This is a genomic window from Marinobacter sp. M1C (genome assembly GCF_023314135.1).
GTDB lineage: Bacteria > Pseudomonadota > Gammaproteobacteria > Pseudomonadales > Oleiphilaceae > Marinobacter.
In genome coordinates this window covers 1,715,802-1,739,481 of sequence record NZ_CP092289.1, presented here as the reverse complement: position 1 = coordinate 1,739,481, position 23,680 = coordinate 1,715,802, and the positions used below count along the sequence as shown (strand labels likewise).

General features: G+C 55.2%; 20 protein-coding genes and 2 pseudogenes. 14 read left to right on the top strand and 8 right to left on the bottom strand.

Annotated features, from left to right (window positions below):
- Nucleotides 1-39: 39 nt before the first annotated feature.
- On the top strand, nucleotides 40-573 hold the full coding sequence (locus tag MIH19_RS08290) for an RDD family protein (protein ID WP_249008412.1): 534 nt from the start codon (nucleotides 40-42) through the stop codon (nucleotides 571-573).
- On the opposite strand, the gene lptG is transcribed toward MIH19_RS08290, so the two are convergent.
- Both lptG and lptF read right to left on the bottom strand, forming a co-directional pair.
- On the bottom strand, nucleotides 570-1,631 hold the full coding sequence (gene lptG, locus MIH19_RS08285) for an LPS export ABC transporter permease LptG (protein ID WP_249008411.1): 1,062 nt from the start codon (nucleotides 1,629-1,631) through the stop codon (nucleotides 570-572). The two genes, MIH19_RS08290 and lptG, sit on opposite strands and share 4 nt — an antisense overlap.
- Complete coding sequence (lptF, locus tag MIH19_RS08280) at nucleotides 1,618-2,772, bottom strand: LPS export ABC transporter permease LptF (protein ID WP_249008410.1); 1,155 nt, start codon at nucleotides 2,770-2,772, stop codon at nucleotides 1,618-1,620. Before lptF ends, lptG begins: the two co-directional genes overlap by 14 nt.
- A 178-nt stretch (nucleotides 2,773-2,950) precedes the next feature.
- Between lptF and MIH19_RS08275 the strand changes: the two genes are divergently transcribed.
- The 5 genes and pseudogenes from MIH19_RS08275 to MIH19_RS08255 form a co-directional block, all read left to right on the top strand.
- On the top strand, nucleotides 2,951-4,444 hold the full coding sequence (locus tag MIH19_RS08275; RefSeq protein WP_249008409.1) for a leucyl aminopeptidase: 1,494 nt from the start codon (nucleotides 2,951-2,953) through the stop codon (nucleotides 4,442-4,444).
- Nucleotides 4,431-4,961 (top strand): DNA polymerase III subunit chi, encoded by a 531-nt coding sequence (locus MIH19_RS08270; RefSeq protein WP_249008408.1) that lies wholly within the window; start codon nucleotides 4,431-4,433, stop codon nucleotides 4,959-4,961. Before MIH19_RS08275 ends, MIH19_RS08270 begins: the two co-directional genes overlap by 14 nt.
- Nucleotides 4,962-5,050: 89 nt before the next feature.
- Nucleotides 5,051-5,464, top strand: a complete 414-nt coding sequence (locus MIH19_RS08265; RefSeq protein WP_249008407.1) for a nucleotidyltransferase domain-containing protein — start codon at nucleotides 5,051-5,053, stop codon at nucleotides 5,462-5,464.
- On the top strand, nucleotides 5,446-5,862 hold the full coding sequence (locus MIH19_RS08260) for a HepT-like ribonuclease domain-containing protein (protein ID WP_249008406.1): 417 nt from the start codon (nucleotides 5,446-5,448) through the stop codon (nucleotides 5,860-5,862). Before MIH19_RS08265 ends, MIH19_RS08260 begins: the two co-directional genes overlap by 19 nt.
- Before the next feature lie 112 nt (nucleotides 5,863-5,974).
- A pseudogene (locus tag MIH19_RS08255) lies at nucleotides 5,975-6,202 on the top strand (DNA polymerase III subunit chi); the annotation flags it as partial.
- Nucleotides 6,203-6,234: 32 nt separating this feature from the next.
- Here the strand turns inward: MIH19_RS08255 and MIH19_RS08250 are convergent.
- Entirely contained in the window at nucleotides 6,235-7,098 is an 864-nt protein-coding gene (locus MIH19_RS08250; protein ID WP_249008405.1) for a LysR family transcriptional regulator, read from the bottom strand.
- Nucleotides 7,099-7,245: 147 nt separating this feature from the next.
- Between MIH19_RS08250 and MIH19_RS08245 the strand changes: the two genes are divergently transcribed.
- From MIH19_RS08245 to MIH19_RS08230, 4 genes are all read left to right on the top strand, one after another.
- Nucleotides 7,246-8,157 (top strand): PhzF family phenazine biosynthesis protein, encoded by a 912-nt coding sequence (locus tag MIH19_RS08245; protein ID WP_249008404.1) that lies wholly within the window; start codon nucleotides 7,246-7,248, stop codon nucleotides 8,155-8,157.
- Between the two features lie 256 nt (nucleotides 8,158-8,413).
- Nucleotides 8,414-11,266 (top strand): valine--tRNA ligase, encoded by a 2,853-nt coding sequence (locus MIH19_RS08240; RefSeq protein WP_249008403.1) that lies wholly within the window; start codon nucleotides 8,414-8,416, stop codon nucleotides 11,264-11,266.
- A gap of 2 nt (nucleotides 11,267-11,268) precedes the next feature.
- On the top strand, nucleotides 11,269-12,300 hold the full coding sequence (locus tag MIH19_RS08235) for a 2-dehydropantoate 2-reductase (protein WP_249014047.1): 1,032 nt from the start codon (nucleotides 11,269-11,271) through the stop codon (nucleotides 12,298-12,300).
- 46 nt (nucleotides 12,301-12,346) lie between these two features.
- Nucleotides 12,347-12,925, top strand: coding sequence for a cob(I)yrinic acid a,c-diamide adenosyltransferase (locus MIH19_RS08230; RefSeq protein ID WP_249008401.1), 579 nt, complete (start codon nucleotides 12,347-12,349; stop codon nucleotides 12,923-12,925).
- Between the two features lie 196 nt (nucleotides 12,926-13,121).
- Here the strand turns inward: MIH19_RS08230 and cysN are convergent.
- Nucleotides 13,122-14,621: pseudogene (gene cysN, locus MIH19_RS08225) on the bottom strand (sulfate adenylyltransferase subunit CysN); the annotation flags it as partial.
- Nucleotides 14,621-15,538 (bottom strand): sulfate adenylyltransferase subunit CysD, encoded by a 918-nt coding sequence (cysD, locus tag MIH19_RS08220; RefSeq protein ID WP_249008399.1) that lies wholly within the window; start codon nucleotides 15,536-15,538, stop codon nucleotides 14,621-14,623. The pseudogene cysN and the gene cysD, both read right to left, overlap by 1 nt.
- 261 nt (nucleotides 15,539-15,799) lie before the next feature.
- Between cysD and MIH19_RS08215 the strand changes: the two genes are divergently transcribed.
- Genes MIH19_RS08215 through cysG form a run of 4 tightly spaced genes read left to right on the top strand, consistent with a single transcriptional unit; the run spans nucleotide 15,800 to nucleotide 20,056 of the window.
- On the top strand, nucleotides 15,800-17,458 hold the full coding sequence (locus tag MIH19_RS08215) for a nitrite/sulfite reductase (protein ID WP_249008398.1): 1,659 nt from the start codon (nucleotides 15,800-15,802) through the stop codon (nucleotides 17,456-17,458).
- Entirely contained in the window at nucleotides 17,442-17,951 is a 510-nt protein-coding gene (locus MIH19_RS08210; RefSeq protein WP_249008397.1) for a DUF934 domain-containing protein, read from the top strand. The genes MIH19_RS08215 and MIH19_RS08210 overlap by 17 nt, the downstream gene beginning before the upstream one ends.
- The gene (locus MIH19_RS08205; RefSeq protein ID WP_249008396.1) at nucleotides 17,948-18,571 is read left to right on the top strand and encodes a phosphoadenosine phosphosulfate reductase family protein; all 624 of its coding nucleotides are present in this window, start codon (nucleotides 17,948-17,950) and stop codon (nucleotides 18,569-18,571) included. The genes MIH19_RS08210 and MIH19_RS08205 overlap by 4 nt, the downstream gene beginning before the upstream one ends.
- A gap of 24 nt (nucleotides 18,572-18,595) precedes the next feature.
- Complete coding sequence (gene cysG, locus MIH19_RS08200) at nucleotides 18,596-20,056, top strand: siroheme synthase CysG (RefSeq protein ID WP_249008395.1); 1,461 nt, start codon at nucleotides 18,596-18,598, stop codon at nucleotides 20,054-20,056.
- Nucleotides 20,057-20,069: 13 nt separating this feature from the next.
- On the opposite strand, the gene MIH19_RS08195 is transcribed toward cysG, so the two are convergent.
- The 3 genes from MIH19_RS08195 to ampD form a co-directional block, all read right to left on the bottom strand.
- Nucleotides 20,070-22,097 (bottom strand): methyl-accepting chemotaxis protein, encoded by a 2,028-nt coding sequence (locus MIH19_RS08195; protein ID WP_249008394.1) that lies wholly within the window; start codon nucleotides 22,095-22,097, stop codon nucleotides 20,070-20,072.
- 118 nt (nucleotides 22,098-22,215) lie between these two features.
- Complete coding sequence (ampE, locus tag MIH19_RS08190) at nucleotides 22,216-23,109, bottom strand: regulatory signaling modulator protein AmpE (RefSeq protein ID WP_249008393.1); 894 nt, start codon at nucleotides 23,107-23,109, stop codon at nucleotides 22,216-22,218.
- Nucleotides 23,106-23,666 (bottom strand): 1,6-anhydro-N-acetylmuramyl-L-alanine amidase AmpD, encoded by a 561-nt coding sequence (gene ampD, locus MIH19_RS08185; protein WP_249008964.1) that lies wholly within the window; start codon nucleotides 23,664-23,666, stop codon nucleotides 23,106-23,108. The genes ampE and ampD overlap by 4 nt, the downstream gene beginning before the upstream one ends.
- Between the last annotated feature and the right edge of the window lie 14 nt (nucleotides 23,667-23,680).

Sequence of the window (23,680 nt, the reverse complement as noted above, 5' to 3'; positions counted from 1 at the left end):
CCAACACCCTGAAAAACGTGAAACATCACCGGAGACCGCATGCCCAAACGCTTTAACGATGCTGACGTGCTTTTGCCGCCGGCAACCGGACTGAAACGTGGCTTGGCCATTACTTACGACGCACTCATCAGCATTGCCGTGCTCTTGGTTGCCACCTGGATATACACCATAATCGCCGGCCAGCTAACCGGTTGGGAAAAATACGAACAAATGGCAGCTGCTGGGCAGATTAAAGGCGGCCCGGGCCTGACATTTACCCTGTTTCTGGTGCTATACCTGTTCTTCGGTTATTTTTGGACCAAAATGGGTCAAACACTTGGAATGCAGGTGTGGCGGGTGCGCATTCAGAATCTGGACGGCGTATCGGTGAGCTGGAGTCAGGCTCTGCGCCGTTATGTGACGGCGGCCGCTGTTGTGTTTCTGGCATTACTGGCAGGCTTCTACCTGGGCGCTGTCAGCTTGCTATTTTCCATTCCTGTGATCGTTACTCTGTTTGTACCCATTAACGGGCTGTCGCTGACCGACCGAATGTCAGACAGCGTTGTCGTTGAGGTCGAAAAGAAGAAACTCTAACCTGCACGACGCATTAGTAAAATACCAATGCCAGCGTTCACCGCGATAGGCACCAGTACCGCCAGAATGGGTTCGAAACCGTAGACCACGCTCATTGGTCCCAACAAGTCTTGCATGTACTTAAACGACAGGCCTACCAACAGACCGGTAAACACCCGAAAGCCCATGGTGACCGAGCGCAGAGGGCCAAAGATAAACGAAATTGCCACTAACACCATCACCGCGGTTCCCAGTGGCATTAACGTCTTCTTCCAAAACGCTAACCAATAGCGCGATGCGCTCAAGCCCTGCTCGTCCAGATAGCGGGCGTAAGTCAGCAGGCCGGTCATCGCCAGGTTCTCTGGCTTTACAATCAATACGCTCAGTACGCTGGGTGACAAACCAGACTCCCAACGCAGCTGGTCATGAGTCACCCGGGTGGTGCCCTGCTCTGCCAGCTTGGTGGTTTGTACGTTTTCAAGAATCCAGTGATCGCCTTGGTAAATCGCCCGCTCGGCAAAACTGGCGGCTAACAACTGGCGCTGCTCGTTAAAGCGGAACATGGAAATACCAAAAAGCACACCACTGGGCTGCACGGCGTTCATGTGAATAAATACATTACCTTCGCGATGCCACAAACCCGACGCCGCGGCCACGTTGCTACCTGCACCCAGCGCAACGGCTTTTCCACTTTGTGCCATGCGCTCCGCCGGCGGCGCCAGGTATTCGCCGATACCCACGCCCAATAGCACCACAAACAGCGCCGGTTTCATGGCAGACCAGACAATGCGCTTTATGGAAACGCCAGCGGCGCGAATAACCGTCAGCTCGGAAGAGCTGGCCATCGAACCCAATCCCACCAGGCAGCCCATAAACGCGCCTAACGGCAAGTAATCGTAAATTCGTCGCGGCAGCGTCAGAAACACATACCACAGAGCATCTAAGGTCTGATAGTTATTGGCGGTGCCGTCCAACTCGGCAATAAATGCGAAAATCAAATCCAGCGACAGCACCACCACCATCACCAAAAACATGGCGCCGCCAACGGTTTTCATCACATAGCGGTCAATCTTTTGCATCGGTAGACCCCGCAAGCTCTGCACGCTGTAAGCGGCGCTTTCGCAACCAGGCCGGGCCGAACTGCAGCCAAAGCCCCAGAGCCAAAAACAATCCGTGCACCCAGAACATGCCAATCCACTCTGGCACTTTGCCTTCGGCCAGCGCATCACGAGCCACAATCAATAGGCCGAGATAGGTGATATACACCAACATCGCAGGCAATAGATGGAAGAACCGGCCCTGACGCGGGTTTACCCGGCTCAACCGAACCGCCAGCAGGGTCACCACCGGCACAATAAAGGGCAACGAAAAACGCCAATGCAGCAGCGCTCGCTGTTGCGGGTCGTTAGACTTCATCAATTGCTCGGTACTCAGACCTTCTTCCAGCTCTTTTGTACCACTCTTGCCGCTGACAATTTTTAGACCGTAAGCTTCAAATTCGGTGGTGTTGTAATCCAGTTGGCCGGCGTTGCCTGCGTAGCGCCCGCCGTCTTTCAAAATCAGAAAACGGCTTCCTGTCTGGGCGTCTACCAACTGGGTGCCCGTTTCGGCGGTGATTATGGTCAAACCTTCGCCATTCTTGCCAAACTCGGCAATAAATACACCCTGCAGCTCGCGCTTGTCGTCGCTCAGCCCTTCGGTGTAAGTCACTCGCCCACCAGAGGTAAAGTCCTGAAAGCGCCCGGGCGCCAATAGTTCGAATTCGGTGGCTTTGCGCTGTTCGTTGAATATCTCCTCGACCTGTTTCATGCCCCAAGGCGATACATAAAGACTCATGGCAGCCACTACCAGCATCACCGGCAAGCTGCCAATCAGGGTTTGGCGCAAAATATCGCCTTCACTGACGCCGCAGGCAAGCAACACGGTCATCTCGCTTTCCAGATACATGCGGCCGTAGGCCAATAAAATGCCAATAAACAGACCTAAGGGCAAAATCAGTTCTAAAAAACCGGGAAACCGATAGGCCATCACTGAAAACAGCACACCCGCAGAAATTTCACCTTCTGCCGCATTACCCAGATACTTTAAAAAGCGCCCGCTCATGAACACCATCAGCAGAATGGTGGACACAGCAATCATACTGATCATGACCTGACGAATGAGATAGCGAAAAATAATAGTCAAAGCGGTCTCTCTGGCCGAGCCGGTAACGGCGCCCATTGATGGAGGAAAACGCCAGCAGCGGCTATTCTAAGTAACCTTGCAGACGATTGACAGGGCCACGCCGCGCCCAGCAAGCTAGCCATAAGTCCGCGCCAATGCTTGATAATTCATCGCATTGCCCCAATGCTAGTAGTCATACCCAATCCGTATAAAAGAATCACTAACAGGAGTTGCCATGAATTTTACCTTAAGCAGCAAAGCCCTGGACACCATCAGCGCTGACTGTCTTGTACTGGCGTTACCGCAAAAAGGCGAATGGCCCGCCAGCACCAACGCGGCAGACAAGGCTCTGGATGGTCTGATTGGCAAGCTGCAAAGCGCCGGCGACATCAATGGCAAAAACGCATCGGTACAGACTGTTCCGCTGACCGACAGCCATTGGCAGCGCCTGTGCATTGTCGGCACCGGCGATGACGACAGCCGCACACCGGCCAACTATCGCAAAGCTTTAATTGCTGCGGTAACCGTTCTGAAAGACGGCCCCTCAAAACATGCCATTGTGGCCCTGGCTGACACCCAGCTAACCGGCGACAGCGCAACGACCTCTGAAGAAGCTCGCTTGAGCCTGATCGGCCGCAGCCTGGAAGAGCACCTGTACACGTTTGACCAGTATAAGAGCGAGCAGCCTGCTGCGCGCAAGCTGAATAAAGTAACCGTAACCGCCTCTGCTGGCGGCAAAGCCGAGAAGGACGCCTTTAACCTGGGCTTGGCCACCGGCCGCGGTATGAACTTTACCCGCGACCTGGGCAATACACCGCCTAACATTTGCCACCCAGTCTGGCTGGCCGAACAGGCTGTAAAACTGGCGAAAGATCACGACTGCATCAAGACCGAAATTCTTGACGAAAACCAGATGGCTGACCTGGGCATGAACACCATTCTGGCCGTGGGCAAAGGCAGCAGCCAGCCATCGCGCTTTATTATCATGGAATACCGCGGCGGCAACGCCAAAGACAAACCCCACGTGTTGGTAGGTAAAGGTATCACCTTCGACAGCGGCGGCATTAGCATCAAGCCCGGCGAAGGCATGGACGAGATGAAATACGACATGGGCGGCTCGGCCGCGGTGTTCGGCGCCATGCAGGTTATCGCTGAAATTAAGCCAAAACTCAACGTGGTGGCCGTCATCGCAGCCGCTGAAAACATGCCCGACGGCAGCGCCAGCCGCCCCGGCGACATTGTTACCACCATGTCTGGCCAGACCGTTGAAATACTCAACACCGACGCCGAAGGCCGTCTGGTACTGTGCGACGCCCTGACCTACGTGAAGCGATTTGACCCGGCTGCGGTTATTGATCTGGCCACGCTCACCGGCGCCTGCATCATCGCCTTGGGCCACCACGCCACCGGCTTATTGGCCAACAACGATGACCTGGCTAACGAACTGCTGGCCGCCGGCGACCGCGCCAACGACAAAGCCTGGCGCCTGCCACTGTGGGAAGAGTACCAGAGCCAGCTCGATAGCAACTTTGCGGATATGGCAAACATCGGCGGACGTCCCGCCGGCACCATCACCGCGGCCTGTTTCCTGGCCCGCTACGCCAAAGATTACCGCTGGGCCCACCTGGACATCGCGGGTACTGCGTGGCATTCCGGCAAAGCCAAAGGCTCTTCAGGCCGCCCGGTACCCATGCTGGTCGAATACCTGATGTCTCATGCCGGCAAATAAGCCGCCTGCTGTGCACACTACGGAAACCGGCAGCGCTGCTGCCGGTGCTCCCTCACCGGAGATTGGGCAGGAAGATAAAAACCAGCGCTACTGGTTCCATATCCTGCGCCAGGACACCCCCGCCGCACGCAATCTGCACGCCGCCAAACTGGTTAACAAAGCCTGGCAGCAAGGGGACCGCGTGGGCATTGTGTGCGACACCCTCGAACACGCTCAAGAACTGGACGACCTGCTGTGGAACTTCAGCCCGGATGCCTTCATTCCCCACAGTGTAATTTCCGAAGCCAACACGCCCTGCAAAGACCCCGTCGGCATCCTGCTGCACCCGCCCGCCGCCGAAGACTGGGATACCGTAATCATCCTCTGCACTGAATTGCCGGCTCACGCCGATCAATTTAAGCGCTTGGCATTGATAGCTCAGAATGATCCGGTGGTTTTGGATCAGGCCCGCGCGCACTTTAAACAGTTAAGGGCTTTGGGGATTGAGGCAAGAGTTCACGACCAGCGGCAGGGTTGAACCTGGCGGACTTAACCCAAGATATCGCGCCGCCTCCGCAGCCACACATCTGTTATAATTAAGTGAGAAGCGCTCACAGGATGAACAATATGGCAGCTAAACCGCCAGAGAACTCAACCATTCAAAAGCTCCGCGAGTTACTCACCCATTTCCCCAATATCCGGGTTGCGGCTCTTTTTGGCTCCATGGCTCTGGGCAAAGAGCGGCCAGACAGCGACATTGATGTAGCCGTACAGGCCAACAAAGCGCTGGTAGCAAATGAGCGCATCGCCCTAACCGAGGCCATAGCCCTGGCTTTTAATCGGCCTGTAGACTTGATTGACTTGCGTACTGCAGGCCAGCCCCTTCTGGACCAAATCGTGAGTAGTGGCATACAAGTGGTAGGAAAAAGACACCTGTGGGGCGACCTGATATACCGGAACATTATGGAAAACGAAGATTTTGTACCCTACCAAAAACGCATACTCGAAGGGCGGCGACACACATGGATGAACAACTCGTAGCTCAGAAACTGGAATCGCTTCGGCGTTGCATCCAGCGTGTGGAATTAAAGCTTCCTGACAACGTGGAAACACTACTGACAGACCTTGATGCGCAAGACATCGTCTCATTGAACCTCACCCGCGCCGTGCAAATGAGCGTAGACATCGCCTCCCACTGGCTCGCCGGACATAGCGAATCAACCGCACCCAAAACTATGGGGCAGGCATTCGACGCTCTTGCCAACTCCGGCGTAATTGAGCACGATCTTGCTATCAGAATGCGAAAATCGGTTGGCTTCCGAAACGTGATGGTTCACAACTACGATGATGTGAATTGGGAAATCGTGTTTGCAATTTGCCAGTACCACCTGGGTGATTTCAGAGCGTTTGCCAAGGTGTTTTCAGATCTTATTGAGTAACGTTGGCTGCTCAAACTGGCCTGGCCTCGCTGATTACCGATGCCCTAAACCGAGGAGGAAGGTCACTAGGTATCAGAAGGTCCACTTGAACATCCAGCAGCACTCAATCTGCACGCCCTGAAAAGACCCCGTCGGCATTCCGCTGCACCCGCCAGCCGCCGAAGACTGGGATACCGTGATTATTCTCTGCACTGAACTACCGTCTCACGCCGACCAATTTAAGCGCTTGGCATTGATTGCTCAGAATGATTCGGTGGTTTTGGTTCAGGCCCGGTCCCACTTCAAACAGTTACATGCATTGGGCATTGAGGCACGAGTTCACGACCAAAGACAACTTTGAGCACAGGGCGGCGCAGAACCGCCCACTGACTTTCACGTTGTTTTTTTGATCTCACTTTTGATCCAGTCAAGTAACTTTCTAAATCGATCCGTTTCAGCAAAGCTGGACGCACAAACCAACCAATAACCTGACCGCATACGGATTGATGGCCCTACCATCTTGAGGTAACCAGCCTCGACATCTCCTTCGAGGAGAAGAGTTCGACCCAAGCCTACACCCATTCCGCCAATAACCGCCTGAAGCATCAAGTCGGCGCGATCAAATTGATAGTCGGGATTAAAACCGTCCCTTCTCGAACCAATGGTGGAAAAATAGTAATCCCAGCTAAAATCAGTCTCATCGATTTCACCACGACGATCACCAAGAAAAACAGTTTCTGGCTTTTCCAGAAGTCCTGCATCACTGACTCCATCACCAAGGTAGCCTGGACTAGCCACTGGCTGCATCCAGCAATGGGTAAGGTACGACGAATGTAAACCAGGATAAGGGCCTGGCCCAAATCGGATCGCAGCATCGGCGTCGTTTATCAAGAAATCAACGGTTTCCTCCTGCACGTCTAAGGACAGCTTCAGATTCAGTGCGTGCGCATTCGGCAAAGCCGGAATTAACCACTTCATTGCCAGTGAAGATGACAGAGAAAGCCGGATTAAGTCGGTTGATCGGCTGTGCTCAAGCTTATCAAGCGCTGTATCCCAGCTCGCCATACTATCAATCGCCGCATGACACAGAATTTCTCCGATTTCGGTTAATCGCAGCCTGCGCGTGGTGCGATCAAATAGAGTATGACCCAGCGCATCTTCCAATGATCTGATTCTGTGACTTACCGCCGACTGGTCCACACCCAGCCGCTCAGCTGCTTTCGTAAAGCTTAATTTTTCCCCGATCGCAGCGAGCATTGGGGAAGAATTAACGAGTTTGGTGAGGGTTTCCTTTCGATCCGTATTAATGAGAATTTCTCATGCGCATATGAGTTCCAATTTCAGGATAATCGCCATAAGTTAGGCGTATGAGTACTACCGAAGTCATCAGTATTGGAGATTAACATGAACTATTCTACAATCGCGGTTAAAACGATCGAAGCCCACATTATCAAAGGATTTGTGACAGACGGCATGGGCGGCAACCCTGCCGGCGTCGTGCTCGACGCCGGCGAACTTAACGAAGCAGAAATGCTTTCTATCGCCGCAAAAATAGGGCTTTCTGAAACGGCTTTCGTTTCATCATCGGATACAGAGGGCTTTAAACTCGACTTCTTTACACCCAACCGTCGAATTGCCCATTGCGGTCACGCAACCATTGCAACATTTTCCTATCTTGCAGAACTTGGGCGTATTGCTGAAGGAGAAACATCAAAAGAAACCGTTGATGGCCCACGCAAAATATTAATCAAAGACGGTGCTGCCTATATGGAGCAGTTGGCACCTAAATATCGCATGCCCGACGACTGGACAAAAGATGCCGTAACGGTTGCTCAAGTCCTACAATCTCTGGGATTGACTGAGAACGATCTGGACATCAGCATCAGCCCCATGCAAGTGAACACTGGAAACAGCTTTATTGTTGTTGGAGTAAAGGATGGAGCAACGCTGCGTAGCGTAAAACCTGACTTCGACCTCATCTCGGTCATCAGTGAAAAACTGGACCTTATCGGGTACTACATATTCACAACCGATAACCATGCAACCGAAAAAGACGCGACAACTCGAATGTTCGCACCGCGTTATGCCATTAGCGAGGAGTCGGCTACGGGCATGGCTGCGGGGCCTCTCGCTTGCGTCCTCCACGATCACCTACACATTAACAAACGTACGTTTTTAATCGAACAGGGCAAATTCATGGAGCCAGTATCACCCAGTCTGATCACGGTGGAACTTTCCGTCGAAAATGAAAAAATTCAGGGTCTGATGGCGGGCGGGCACGGCAAGGTTTCGAGAAGTCTCAATATCGATTATTAGAGTCTGGCGGAATATAAAACCGCCGAAGTGCGACAAGCCTGCCGATCTCGCATCGAGCAGCTACGTGCTCTGGGTATTGAGGCGCGGATGTATAATCAGCGGTGCAACTAAAACAGGGATGTTTACAGACGGTTTTGCGATCTTTTTCAGATATGCCAGTCTAAGCACTCTCATGGCCCGACCGTGGGCGACCATGTATAATCGAACGCCTAAAATCTTCCCCTCGAATTCATCAATACGGTCACCAGCAAAACCCATGGAAAAAACCTACCAGCCAGAAAACATCGAGCGCCAGTGGTACGACAACTGGGAATCTAAAGGCTACTTCCGCCCCAGCGGTGAAGGCGAGTCTTACAGCATCGCCATTCCGCCGCCGAATGTGACCGGCAGCCTGCACATGGGCCATGCTTTCCAGCACACCATTATGGACACCCTCACCCGCTACAAGCGCATGCAGGGCCATAACACACTATGGCAGGTAGGCAGTGACCACGCCGGTATTGCCACCCAGATGGTGGTTGAACGCAAACTGGCGGCGGAAGAAGGCAAAACCCGCCACGATCTGGGCCGCGACGAGTTCATTAAGCGGATATGGGAATGGAAGGAAGAGTCTGGCGGCACCATTACCGACCAAATGCGCCGGCTGGGTAACTCGGTGGATTGGGACACTGAGCGTTTTACGATGGACGACGGTTTCTATAAGGCCGTGCAGGAAGTGTTCGTGCGCCTTTACGAAGACGGCCTGGTATATCGCGGCAAGCGCCTGGTTAACTGGGACACAAAGCTGCACACCGCGATTTCCGATCTGGAAGTGGAAAACAAAGAAGAGAAAGGTTTTTTCTGGCACCTGCGCTATCCGCTGGCTGACGGTGCCACTACGCAGGATGGTAAAGACTATCTGGTTGTTGCCACCACCCGCCCGGAAACCATGCTGGGTGATACTGCCGTAGCCGTTCATCCGGACGACGAGCGCTATCAGCATTTGATTGGCAAGTTCGTGATGCTGCCGCTGGTGAATCGCCGCATTCCGGTGATTGCCGACCATCACGCCGACCCGGAAAAAGGGTCCGGTTGCGTGAAGATTACCCCGGCGCACGATTTTAATGACTACGCCGTGGGCAAACGCAACAACCTGCCGATGATGAACGTGCTAACACAGGACGCCAACATTCGTCCGCAAGCCGAAGTATTTAACAGCGACGGCACTGAAAATACCGATCTGGACGCTTCCCTGCCCGCCGCCTACGCCGGGCTGACTCGGGAAGACGCGCGCAAGCAGATTGTGGCCGATATGGATGCTGCTGGCCTGGTTCAGCTGGTGGAAGACCACGTATTGAGCGTGCCCCGTGGGGACCGTTCCGGCCTGATCATCGAGCCGATGCTGACGGATCAATGGTTTGCCGATGCCAAAACTCTGGCCAAGCCGGCGATTGAAGCGGTTGAAGACGGTCGCATCCAGTTTGTACCCAAACAATACGAGAACATGTACTTCTCCTGGATGCGCGACATTCAGGACTGGTGTATCTCCCGCCAGCTGTGGTGGGGCCACCGGATTCCGGCCTGGTACGACGCCGAGGGCAACATCTACGTGGGCCGCAGTGAAGACGAGGTGCGCCAGAAGCACGGTCTGGTAGCCGATTTTTCGCTAAAACAGGACGATGACGTTCTGGACACCTGGTTCAGCTCTGCCCTTTGGACATTCGGCACTCTGGGCTGGCCGGAGATCACCGAACGGCTGAAGACCTTTCATCCGACAGACGTTCTGGTGACAGGCTTTGACATCATTTTCTTCTGGGTTGCGCGGATGATCATGATGACCACGCACTTCATGAAAAATGAAGACGGCACCCCCCAGGTTCCGTTCAAAACCGTTTACGTTACCGGTCTGATCCGCGACGAAAATGGCGAAAAAATGTCAAAATCCAAAGGCAACGTGATTGACCCGCTGGATATGATCGACGGCATCGACCTGGCGCCGCTGTTGGAAAAGCGCACCGGCAACCTGATGCAGCCGAAGCTGGCCAAGAAAATTGCCAAACAGACCGAAAAAGAATTCCCTGAAGGTATCTCGGCCCACGGCACAGATGCCCTGCGTTTCACTCTGGCGGCCATGGCCACCACCGGCCGTGACATCAACTGGGACATGAAGCGTCTGGAAGGCTACCGCAACTTCTGCAACAAGCTGTGGAACGCCGCCCGTTACGTGCTGATGAACACCGAAGGCGAGGACTGTGGCGTGAACGGTGAGCCGGTGGCACTGTCGTTGGCCGACCGCTGGATTATCAGCGCTTTGCAGCAGTGCGAGCAGGATGTGGCCCGCCATTTGGACCAGTACCGCTTTGATCTGGCCTCACAGGCGCTGTACGAGTTTATCTGGAACGAATACTGCGACTGGTATCTGGAGCTGTCGAAGCCGTCACTGAGTGACGACAGCGCCAGTGCTGAAGCCAAGCGTGGCACCCGCCGTACACTGGTACGTGTGCTGGAAACGGTTTTGCGTCTTGCCCACCCGATTATGCCCTTCATCACCGAGGAAATCTGGCAGCGCATTGCGCCGCTCGCAGGCAAATCCGGTGACAGCATTATGCTGCAGCCGTTCCCGCAGGCGGATAACAGCCGCCAAGATGATCAGGCGGTTACGGATATTGAATGGCTGAAGGGCGTGATTGTGGCGGTGCGTAATATTCGCGGCGAGATGAATATTTCCCCGGCAAAGAAGATTCCAATTCTATTCCGTGGCAACAGCGCCGAAGGCCAGCGGCGGATGCATGAAAACCGCCAATTCTTGAGCTCGCTGGCGAAGCTGGAAAGTCTGGAGTGGTTTGAGGGCGACAAGGCGCCCATGAGCGCCACGCAACTGGTAGGCGATATGGAAGTGCTGGTGCCCATGGCCGGCCTGATTGATAAGGATGCAGAGCTTAAGCGACTGGATAAAGAGCTGGAGCGCCTGGGCAAAGAGATTGGCCGGTTGGAAGGCAAGCTGGGTAATGAGAAGTTTACCGCCAAGGCACCGGCGGAAGTTGTTGCCAAGGAGCAGGAGAAGCTCACCGAGTTTCAGAGCAATTTGGCTCGCTTGCAGCGGCAGCGTGCTGACATTGAGGCCATGTAGGCATGACTGCGGGAGTTAAGCGTTTCAGGGATGGCGGGCAGATCGCCATTCTTGGAGCGGGTTCAATGGGGCGGCTATGGGCCGCCCTTTTGCCGTCTTCGCATTGTGGGTTTTTGCCTCGGCTCTCGGGGAATACTTCTGAACTTGAGCTTGGGGGGAACTTCAGTCGTCAGGAAGGCCTTCCCGAAACACGCTGTGAATACGTCCTTGTACGCTCTGCTCCGCCATCCATGGCTGCGCAAGGTTTCGGCAAGGCCGGCCTGACGGCTTCGCCGAGCGCCGGTGATGCGCGTACTTCTGTACGCCTGCCGTGGCTTCATTCGGCTGCTGGTGTCGAATTACTACTAGTAACCACTAAAGCTGGCGATACACTTCCGGCTTTAGAGGGTTGGCTGCCGCATATTGCCGAGGACACACCTATTGTTCTTTTCCAGAACGGTCTGGGCAGCCAGCAAGCGGTAGCCGAACGCTGGCCGGATCGACCGATTTTGGCGGCCAGTTCCACCGAGGGGGCCAATCGACCAGAGCCGGATGTGTTGGTGCATGCCGGAGTCGGTGACACCTGGGTGGGCCCGCTTACGGACTCTGCCTCTGCCACTACTGAATCAGTGGTTCAGCGGCTGGCACAATCCGGATTACAGGTACATGCCGAAAACAGTATTGTGCCGCGACTGTGGCAAAAGCTGATGGTCAACGCCGGAATTAATGCGTTTACCGCACTACTGGACTGCCCGAATGGCGCCATAGTGGACGCGCCGCTGTATCGGCAGACGATTGACGGGCTATGCACCGAAATCACTGCTTTACTGCAGGCCGATACCGGTGAGCGTGCTACCCCGCAAGCGCTGCGGGAGCGGATTGAGGCGATCGCCAAAAGCACGGCCCGTAACACCTCGTCGATGCGTGCGGATGCAAACGCAGGGCGTAAAACCGAGATCGATTTTATAAATGGTTACCTTGTGCAGTGCGGGCAGCGACACGGGATTGCCACACCGGTAAACCAAATGTTGGTTCAGCGAGTAAAATCTCTTTAGAATTTCAACCAATCGGGCTAGCGTTTTAACCAATTAGGAGAGTTCCATGGGCAACCGCCTGTCAAAAATCTACACCCGCACCGGAGACGATGGCTCTACCGGTCTGGCCGATGGTAACCGCATTGCCAAGAGCGCCCAGCGCGTTGAGGCCATGGGTACGGCGGATGAACTGAACTGTCACATGGGCCTGCTGGTTGAGATGCTGGACAGCGATGATACGCTGTTTGAGCCCATGCGCCGCATTCAGCATCACCTGTTTGACCTGGGTGGTGAATTTGCGATTCCAGGTAGCATCGTCATCAGCGAGCAGCACATCACCTGGCTGGAAGGCTTGTTGGACGACTTAAACGAGCCGTTACCACCATTGAAAAACTTCATTCTGCCCGGTGGAAGCCCAGCCGCGGCTCAGTGTCACATGGCCCGCGCTGTGTGCCGTCGTGCCGAGCGCGTTGTGGTAGCTCTCAGTCATGAAGACTCTATTAATCCGCTGGCGCGACAGTATTTAAACCGCTTGTCTGATTTGTTATTTGTTGCCTCACGCGTGCTGGCACGGCGCGAGGGCGCGGAGGAAATTCTGTGGGAACAGAAGAAGGCCAGCCGCGATGAACTGTCCCCGAAGAAATAGCACCCTGGAAACAGCACCGCGTTTACAGGATTTTGTGCTCGCGCAGCTGCTCCAGTGCAGCTGCCACTTGACCGCCCTGCGCTGGCAAATTCGCCAGCGTTAAAATCAGGTCGCTGTGGCCAGTGTCGGTGTCGGTCAGCACCAGCAGTCCGTTGGCTTTGAGTGCCAGAGCCAACGGTGCTTTAAAGCCTTCGCTGTATTGCAGATTGTCGTGCTGCAGCGTTGCTACGGCACGGCCGTTATCGAACAGCACTTTTTCCAGAGTGTAAATAAGCGTACGAGCAGCGTCTGCTTCGCCTTTTACGTACACCACCGCGGCCTGCTGGCCAAATCGCCGGGCTTTTTGCGCTGTCGTTACCTGTGGGGTGTGATGCAGCGTTTGGCCTTGCTGCTGCACGCTGGGCAGAATCATACCCGCTGCCACTGTGGTGTGAGTTAAGCGATCCACCACAATAAACGAACCGGTGCCGCGGAATTCCTTGTAGTTATCCGCCACCACTGGCTGCTCCAATGTCAGTTCGCAACGGCCGATTTCGTTCAGCGCCAGAGTACTCGCCTCGGTCTGCTGCAGCGAATTCACATCGATCTGGTGGCGAACGGCGGTAACGGCGCCAGCCACGCGGCCGGTGAGCAATTGTATGTCGTAGGTTTTACCCTGTACCAACGTTTGTTCAGCCATCCAGACCAGCGTGGCATCAAAGCGATCCGTCGTCTGCGGCAGCTTTTTGCTGTGCACCAGAATGTCGCCTCGGGAAATATCAACCTCATCTTCCAGCGTCAAGGTCACCGACATCGGCGGGAAGGCTTCGCTCAGCTCGCCGTCGTAAGTCACGATGGATTTCACTCTTGATGACTTACCGGACGGCAACACCGTTACGTCGTCACCCGGGCGAACCACACCAGCGGTCAGGGTGCCGCAGTAACCGCGGAAGTCCCGGTTGGGGCGGTTCACGTACTGCACAGGAAAACGCAGCGTGTCGAAGTTCTGGTCGCGGACAATTTCCACGCTTTCCAACGTTTCCATCAGCGTCTGCCCCCGATACCAGGGCATGAACTCTGAACGATTGACCACGTTGTCGCCTTTTAGCGCCGACAAAGGCACAAACTGGATGTCTGGCAAGTCCAGCTGACTGGAAAACGCCAGATAATCAGCCTTGATCTGCTCGTAGCGTTCCTCGCTGTAATCCACCAAATCCATTTTGTTGATCGCTACTACCGTATGCTTCAGCCCCAGCAGCGACACAATGAAACTGTGGCGGCGGGTTTGCACCTGCACGCCGTGGCGGGCGTCAATCAAAATAATGGCCAGGTCGCAGGTAGAGGCGCCAGTGGCCATATTGCGAGTGTACTGTTCGTGGCCCGGGGTGTCGGCGATGATGAATTTACGCCGGGCGGTCGAGAAATAACGATAGGCCACATCAATGGTAATGCCCTGCTCGCGCTCGGCCTGCAAGCCGTCCACCAGCAACGCCAAATCCAGCTCGTCACCGGCATTACCCATCCGTGCGCTGTCGTTGTGGATCGCCTCCAGCTGGTCTTCATAAATCATTTTGGAGTCGTGCAGTAGCCGTCCAATCAGGGTGGATTTGCCGTCGTCTACGCTGCCGCACGTTAAAAAACGCAGCAGTTCCTTGTTTTCGTGCTGGTGCAGATAGGCTTCGATATCATCGGCAATCAAGTCAGACTGGTGGCTCATTAAAAGTATCCTTCCATTTTTTTCTTTTCCATAGAGCCCGCTCCATCGCGATCTATCGCCCGCCCCTGACGCTCGGAGGTTCGTGTTAACAGCATTTCCTGGATAATCTCCTGCAACGTATCGGCGTCGGAATCCACCGCCCCGGTTAACGGGTAACAACCCAGAGTGCGGAACCTGACCTTACGCAGTTCCGGCTCTTCGCCCGGGTTCAGAGGCAGGCGCTCATCGTCCACCATGATCATCATGCCATCGCGGATAACCACTGGCCGCAGGGCTGCAAAGTACAAAGGCACAATCGGAATGCTTTCCAGAAAGATGTATTGCCAGATATCCAGTTCTGTCCAATTAGACAGCGGAAATACGCGAATGCTTTCGCCCTTGTTGATGCGGGTGTTGAACAGATTCCACAGCTCCGGCCGCTGATTTTTCGGGTCCCAGCGGTGATGCTTGTCGCGGAATGAGAACACTCGCTCTTTGGCGCGGGATTTTTCCTCATCACGGCGGGCACCGCCGAAAGCGGCGTCAAAGCCATACTTGTTCAACGCCTGCTTCAGGCTCTGGGTTTTCATTATGTCGGTATGCGTGGCCGAGCCGTGGGAAAAAGGCCCGACCCCCATGTCTACGCCCTCCTGATTGATGTGCACCAGCAGCTCCATGCCCGACTGCGTGGCCATGCGGTCGCGAAATTCAATCATTTCACGGAATTTCCAGGTGGTGTCTACGTGCAACAACGGAAACGGCGGGGTGCCCGGGAAAAACGCTTTGCGGGCAAGGTGAAGCATGACCGCCGAGTCTTTTCCCACCGAGTACAGCATCACCGGATTGTCAAACTCCGCAGCGACTTCACGAATAATCTGGAGGCTTTCAGCTTCCAGCTGCTTCAGGTGGGTAAGACGGCGTTCTGGCAAAGAAGTCATTAACGGCGGCCTGCGTAAATCGACGGTTTAGAAGGCCGGCGGATACCACCGGCTGGATGAGCCATGCAGTATCACAAAGGAAAATAAGATTTTAAAAGAATAAATAAACGTTTGTTTATTCTTTTTTAGAATAATGAAAGTCTCATCAACGTGAGCTTTATATTCGATATATGAATATCAAAATCCATAAATATCATTATAAAGAATAAAGAGCATTGCGTATGATAACTGCAGAAACTTACACAAGTCGGTGAAACAGTCATGTATCAGTACAATCAGATTGACCAGACACTGGTCGACGAACGGGTGGAGCAATTTCGCGACCAGACCCGCCGGTTTCTGAACGGCGAACTGCCGGAGGATGAGTTTTCTGCGCTACGGCTGATGAACGGCCTTTACATTCAGCGCCAGGCTCCCATGCTGCGTGTGGCTGTCCCTTACGGACTTTTATCATCAACCCAGATGCGCAAGCTGGCCCACGTTGCCCGCACTTACGACCGCGGCTATGGCCACTTCACCACTCGCACCAACATTCAGTTCAACTGGCCAGAGTTAGCTGCGGTACCAGATATTCTGGCGGAGCTGGCGCAGGTGCAGATGCACGCCATTCAAACCTCGGGCAACTGCATTCGTAACACCACCACCGATCCCTACGCCGGTGTAGCGGCAAACGAACTTGAAGACCCGCGCCCCTACTGCGAAATTATCCGCCAGTGGTCCACCCTGCATCCGGAATTTGCTTACCTGCCGCGGAAATTCAAAATTGCCGTCACCGGCGCAACGGAAGATCGCGCAGCCTCCCAGGTGCACGATATTGGCCTGCAAATGGTGCAAAACGCCGATGGCGAAATAGGCTTTGAAGTACTGGTCGGCGGTGGACTGGGCCGCACGCCCATCATCGGCAAGAGCATTCGTAAGTTCCTGCCCAAACAGCATCTGTTGTCGTATCTGGACGCCATCTTGCGGGTGTACAACCTCAAAGGCCGCCGCGACAACAAGTATAAGGCGCGCATCAAGATTTTGGTGGAGGCTCTGGGCCCCGACGAATTCCGCCGCATGGTCGAGGAAGAATGGACCCATACCCGCGATGGAGAGCTGACAGTCACCGATGCCGAATTTGCCCGAGCCAGATCGTTTTTTACCCTACCTGATTACGACGCCAGCGCCGCCGCTGATACATCTTTAAGTGCTTCGCTGGCAGCCGATATCGAGTTCAACGCCTGGTACCGCCACAACACTGTGGCTCACCGCGTTGATGGTTACCGCGTTGCCATTGTTTCTCTGAAGCCGTACCTGAAAGCCCCTGGCGACATCACCGACATTCAGATGGATGCGGTCGCAGACCTGGCCGATCGTTACAGCTTTGGCGAAATTCGCGCCACCCACCACCAGAACCTGGTGCTGACCGACGTGCGCGAGAGTGACCTTTACGCTGTATGGCAGGCGTTGGCGGCGAATAATCTGGCGCGTTCCAACATTGGCACGCTGACCGACATGATTGTGTGCCCGGGGTTCGATTTTTGCTCGCTGGCTAACGCTCGCACGTTGAACATTTCGGACCAGATCAATCAGCATTTTGACGATATGGATCATCTGTACGATCTGGGCGAAATCCGACTGAACATGTCTGGTTGCATCAACGCTTGTGCCCATCACCACGTCGCCGACATCGGCATTCTGGGCGTGGATAAAAAGGGCGAAGACTGGTATCAGATTTCACTCGGCGGGTCCTCCAAAGAAGACGCACGCCTAGGCAAGATTCTAGGAAGGTCGGTACCGGCGAGCGACGTTGCTCTCACCGTGGAAAAAATTCTGGCCGTGTACGTTGACCAGCGCGGCGAAGACGAATCGTTTGCGCAGGTAGTGCAACGTGTGGGCATCAAACCCTTTAAGGAACGTGTGTATGCCACTGCTCATTAACCAGCGCATTGTGACCGAAGACCCCTGGCAATTACTTGGTCAGGCGGCTCTCGACGAGGGTTCATTATTACCCGAAAATGGGCCTGTTGCTGTGCCCCTCGTTTGGTATCGGCAACACCGGGAAGCGCTGCAGCAGCGCAACAGCCCGCTGGGCGTGATCGTAAATGGCGATGATGACCTGGCGGCGCTTTACGCCGACCACAGCCAACTCGACCTGATTGCCGTCGAATTCCCAACGTTTCGCGATGGCCGCGGATTCAGCATCGCCCGCCAGTTGGTGCGTAGCGGTTTTAATCGGCAAATTCGAGCTCTGGGCCATGTTACCCGCGATCGCCTGGCGCTGATGCAAAGCTCCGGATTCAACGCCTTTGCCATCAATGACGAGCGCTTCCAAACCGATCATCTTCAGGCATTTTCCGAGATCAGCGTGAATTATCAGGGTACGGCGGCGGATCCGCGGCCGGCTTTCAGTCAAAGGACATCGACACCATGACGTTTAATGTGGCTTCGGCCAACCAACAGCTTGCCAGTAACCGGCCCCAAGAAATCATAACGTGGGCCTTAACGCAGGCGCGCAATCCGGTCGTCACGACCAACTTCGGTCCTTACGAGGCCGTGATCCTGCACATGGCCGTTCAAGCCCGGCCGGACATTCAGGTGATATGGATTGACTCGGGGTACAACACCTCTGCAACCTATCGCTTTGCAGAAAAACTGATTGCCCAGCTGAAGCTGAATGTGCGCACGTTTATACCGCAGCAAACCGCTGCCCGGCGCAATGTGCTGATGCAGGGCATACCCGAGATTGACCAGCCGCTGCACGAGGAATTTACCCGCCAGGTGAAGCTGGAGCCCTTTGCTCGGGCACTGGCAGAAATTCAGCCGGATGTGTGGTTTAACGCCATCCGCAAAGACCAAACCGACTTTCGCCAATCGCTGGACATCGTCTCCACCAGCAAAAGCGGCATTGTGAAGGTAGCGCCTTTATTCAATCTGACCAGCGCCGATCTGGATGCCTACCTGGCCGCGCACCAGTTGCCCGACGAACACGATTATTTCGATCCCACCAAAGCTCTGGAAACCCGCGAGTGCGGGTTACACACCAGGCTCTGATACTGCTCACTCCGGGAGGCTGCCGTGGATTTTTTACCGCTGTTTTTTAATTTGAACGATCGCCAGGTGTTGCTGGTGGGCGGTGGTGATATTGCCCTGCGCAAGGCTCGCCTGCTCAAACGCGCAGGTGTTGGCCTGACCGTGGTTTCCCACGCCGTCGATGACGAACTTCGGGCTCTGCTGGCCGATGACCGAGACGAGATCATTTTGGGGGATTATCACAGCGACCTGCTGGAGGGAAAAACTCTGGTGGTCGCCGCCACCGACGACGCCAAATTGCACATTCAGGTTCACGCCGAGGCCGTAGCGCGAAATATTCCCATCAACGTGGTAGACACGCCAAAGCTGTGTAGCTTCATATTTCCGGCCATAGTCGACCGCTCGCCAATTGTGATTGGCATCACCTCCGGCGGGCAGTCACCGGTGCTGGCCCGGCTGCTACGAGCACGGCTGGAAACTCTGATCCCCAAAGGCTACAGCAGCCTGGGTGGCTTGGTCGGGCGCTTTCGCGATCGAGTTAAAGCGCGTTTCAATTCGCTGAATGACCGTCGTCAATTTTGGGAAAACGTGCTGGAAGGACAAATTGCGGAAAAGGTGTTTTCCGGTCGCCATGACGAAGCGGAATCCATGCTGGTGTCGGCCATCAACCGGGGCGACGCCGGCCATAAAACCGGTGAGGTGTATCTGGTTGGTGCTGGCCCGGGTGATCCGGAGCTGCTGACGTTTAAGGCTCTGCGTCTGATGCAGCAGGCTGACGTGGTGTTTTACGACAATCTGGTATCGCCAGAGGTGCTGGATTTGTGCCGGCGCGACGCCGATCTGATTTACGTCGGCAAGCGTCGCGATCATCACACGGTGCCCCAAGACGACATTAACGCCCTGTTGGTAAAACACGCCAAACTGGGGCGGCGGGTGGTGCGGCTTAAAGGCGGTGATCCGTTTATTTTCGGACGCGGCGGTGAAGAACTGGAAGAGCTAAAAGCCCATGGCATACCGTTCCAGGTGGTACCGGGCATTACCGCCGCCAGCGCTTGTTCGACCTACGCCGGCATTCCACTGACCCACCGGGGCTATGCCCAGTCAGTCAAGTTTGTTACCGGCCAGTTAAAAAATCGACAACAAGACCTTGATTACAAAGAACTGATACAGCCCAATCAAACGGTCGTGTTCTATATGGGACTGCACACACTGCCGCAACTCAGTGCCGGCCTGATGGCTCATGGCCGGGCGCCGGATACACCGATTGCCATTGTCTCCCGCGGTACCGCAGTCGACCAGAAAGTGCTGATTGGTACTTTAGCCGATATCGCCGCCAAACAGGAGCAGGCGCAACTGCCGGCGCCCGCGTTGATTATTGTGGGTAACGTAGTACGCCTTTACAAAAAGCTGGCTTGGTTTGGTGAGACTGCGCCCAGCGACAACATCACCCACGCCCTGGGCATGGTGCGCAGCGAGGCCAAGTTTACTGAGGCGAACGTGGCCTGAGCCACTCTCACTCCTAGACCCGAAAGGCCTCTACCAGTCGCTGCAGCGACGTTGTTCGCTGTGACATTTCCTGGGACGATTCCAACGTGCCCCGGGCGTTCTGCGCTGTCGCCAAGCCCAGTTCGCCGATTTGCGCCACGCTGGTATTAACGTCACGGGTGACCGCCGATTGTTCCTCTGCCGCCTGGGCGATCTGTTGACTCATATCGACAATGGTCGAAATACCGGCAGCAATGCGGTCCAGCGCCTCAGTCACCAGCGCAGATTTTTGTACGGTCGCTTCAGTCACCTGATGGCTGTTTGTCATTGCGGCAACCGCCCCTTTAACGCCACTCTGCAGACGCGAGATCATCTTTTCGATTTCTTCGGTGGATTTGTGAGTGCGCTGAGAAAGCGACCGCACCTCGTCGGCTACGACCGCAAAACCACGGCCCTGATCGCCGGCGCGAGCCGCTTCAATGGCCGCATTCAGCGCCAGCAGGTTGGTTTGCTCGGCGATAGCCTTGATTTCCACCAGCACCTTGCTGATGTCGCTGCTGTCAGAGCTGACCCGGTGAATCGCGTCTACAGCGCTGGAAATCTCCGTCGCCAACTGGTGAATTGTCGTCACCGAGTCGGCGACAGTCTGGCGTCCGGTCTCGGTATCTTTTTCGGCAGCTCCGGCGCTATCAGCTACCCGATGGGCGCTCTCGGTCACTTCATTGACCGCACCCGTCATCTGTCTCATAGCCTCTTGAATCTGTTCACTTTCGTGCATCTGCCGACTCACTGCATCGCTGGTTGCTACCGCCGTAGCATTCACCCGGCTCGCCTGCTGATCTACCTCTGCGGTGGTGTTACCCACCGAGCGGATCAGGCTGGCGATGCGATCGGTCATGCTGTTAAACTCGCCAGTAAGTTCACCCAGTTCATCACGATTGCTAAGTTCGATGCGCGCTGTCATATCACCCGACGCCACTTGCCGCGCCGAATCGGCAAAACGGTTTATGGCGGTGCGTACTGATATGAAAAATCCAATGTACAGATACACCACTAGCATCAACACGCACAGCAGCGAAACGATAATCAGCATTCGTTGAGTGGTTTCGAAGTGGAGACGATCACCCAGATTTTGTAACAAACCACCAAACGCCACAGCGCCAAGGCGCTGATGGTCCAGCAAATACCCGCTCAGAGCACTGTCATAGGTTTCCCAACTCATCTCAAGGCGCACTGGAGTCAGTACGTTGGTGTCCACAAAAGCTTGGGTTTGCAGCACGCTGGCGCTGACTTTCTGTACACCAGCAGCTTGGGCTGCCAGCACAGGCGCCGCTTCCTGCGCCACCGTCAACGCCGGCGTGAGCAAAGACGCCTGATTGGTCAAGTGATCATAAATTCGATTCAGCTGATCGCCCAGATCATAACTTAATTGCCCTTCCAGCAACGCGTAAATGCCATAGGATCGAGCCTGACCGATCGCACTGCGAGCCTCTGGCAAAGAGTCGCCTAATAACTTCAACAACACCAGATTTTCCCGCGAATCAGTTTGCGCCAGGCCCGACAGTTCAATGGTGGCGGGTAACAGGGTCGATGCTTTTTGCACAAACTCCTGATTGTAGGTGAATTGGGCGTCAAATCGATTATGGAATACCTGCTTGCTACGCAGAGTATTCCAGGCCTCGCGCAACTGGCCCACTTGGGCAGCCCATACGCCGCCGCGATCAAACTCGGGTGCAACACTACCCAAGCGACTAAATGCGGCATCCACAGCTGCAGCCGCTTGGTCTGCGCGGGCATGCAGTTCCTTATCGTCGCGGAATGCAGCTACCGCTTGATAATCGCGATAGTCCATGGCGCGGCGCAGTAGTTCATCGGCCTGTTCTAGCTGTGTCAAGCCAGCCTTGCTGTTGGTCGTGATTGCCACGGAATGGTTAAGCTGGGTCATGACCAGCCAGGACAGCCCGGCAATGGGCAGCAAAAAGAGGAAGCTAATGAGGCTGAATTTAAAAATCATCGGCAGCCGGTTCATCAGCGCAATGGCTGGAGCAATCAATTTTTTCACGTGTTTCGCCGCTTTATCAAATTCTGAATTTTTTATTATTCAGCTTGAGTGTCGTCCAAAATCTTAAAAACCTGAGCTTTTTTTTGTCAGGAAATGTAACAGTATGCCCCGCACTCGGCTAAGCCACGCCCGCAATCACCATCAATGCCAGCAGACACAGCCATATCAGCATACTGCGGTTAAGCAGATCGCGGATGGCGTTCAGGCTACGCTCACCATAGCTCTGCCAGTCTTGCGGGTGTAATGAGGAAAATCGGCCTGGGTCCAGCGCGTAACCGGTCAAAGCGCCATCGGCAGTGGCGACCAGCAGCTTTGCTACTGGCAATCGCCAGTGACCGCGGGCTTGGCGCCGTTGCCGCAGCCAGCCGGCCAAGTCACCGGCCAGGCCAAAGGTCAGCGCTAGCAGCCGCGCCGGCAACCAACCGCCCCACTCGCGCCAACGCTCACACTGGTCACGCCCGGCTAACGGCCAGCTCTGCCCCAATGCCACCAGGCCGCTGGCCAGCACCGCGGCAGAAATGCCGCCCACCGCGTACCAGAACAGCACCATGAAATAACGCCAGAATACTTGCGCCATTAACGCTTCAGAGAGTGCCAGTTGCATGGTTTCAGGCGATAGCGCTGCGCCGCGCTGATGCGCCGGGAGCAGGTGCTGGATATAGCGCCAAGCTGCCTGCATGTCACCACGGCGCCATGCCCGGGCGTAATTTTCCAGAAACTGACGCCAGCCTGGCATACCCAGCAACAGCAGAAGCAATAACAATTCCAGTAACCAACCCGCCAGGGGCCAGTGGTGGCGCTGCCAGTAACTCTGTGCCAGCCACACCACGGCGGTCGGAATAGCCACCGCCAGTAACGGCGCCAACGCACTCATCCGTTGGGAAAGGCTTTGCGGCAGGCCTTGCCCCACACCTTCAAACCAGCTGCGCCATAGCTGATGGCCATCGAGCTGATCGCGACTGTCCAGCCGTCGCCGCAGCAGGTAGGCCAGCACAAATGCAAGCAGGGTCATAATCTGTCCTTTGTGGGTTTCGCCAGGCTTTGATGCAGCCGCGACCAGTCAAACGCCGGCCCGGGATCGGTTTTTCGCCCCGGCGCAATGTCGCTGTGGCCCGTAATCTCGTCAACGCCAATGTCTGGCCAGGCCGCCATAATTTGCTGGCAAACAGCGGACAATGCCTGGTATTGAGCCTCGGTATAAGGCATATCGTCACTGCCTTCAAGCTCAATGCCGATGGAAAAATCATTGCACTCGTTCTGGCCGCGAAAACGGGAACAGCCAGCGTGCCAGGCACGATCCAGCAGGCTAACAAACTGGATAAGCGTGCCATCACGGCGTATCAACAGGTGGGCTGAAACAGTCATTGTGGCGATGGACTGAAAATACGGGTGGGCCTCGATGTCTAGCCGATTGCAGAAAAAATCTTCAATTTCAGGGCCCCCGAACTGGCCCGGAGGCAAGCTGATGCAGTGCACAACAATCAGGCTTACCTGGCTGGCCGCGGGCCGCGCACCAAAATTAGGAGACGGTCGCCAAAAGGCTGCATCTATTCTGCCGCTTGCGCGCAGTGTGGCTGCCGTCT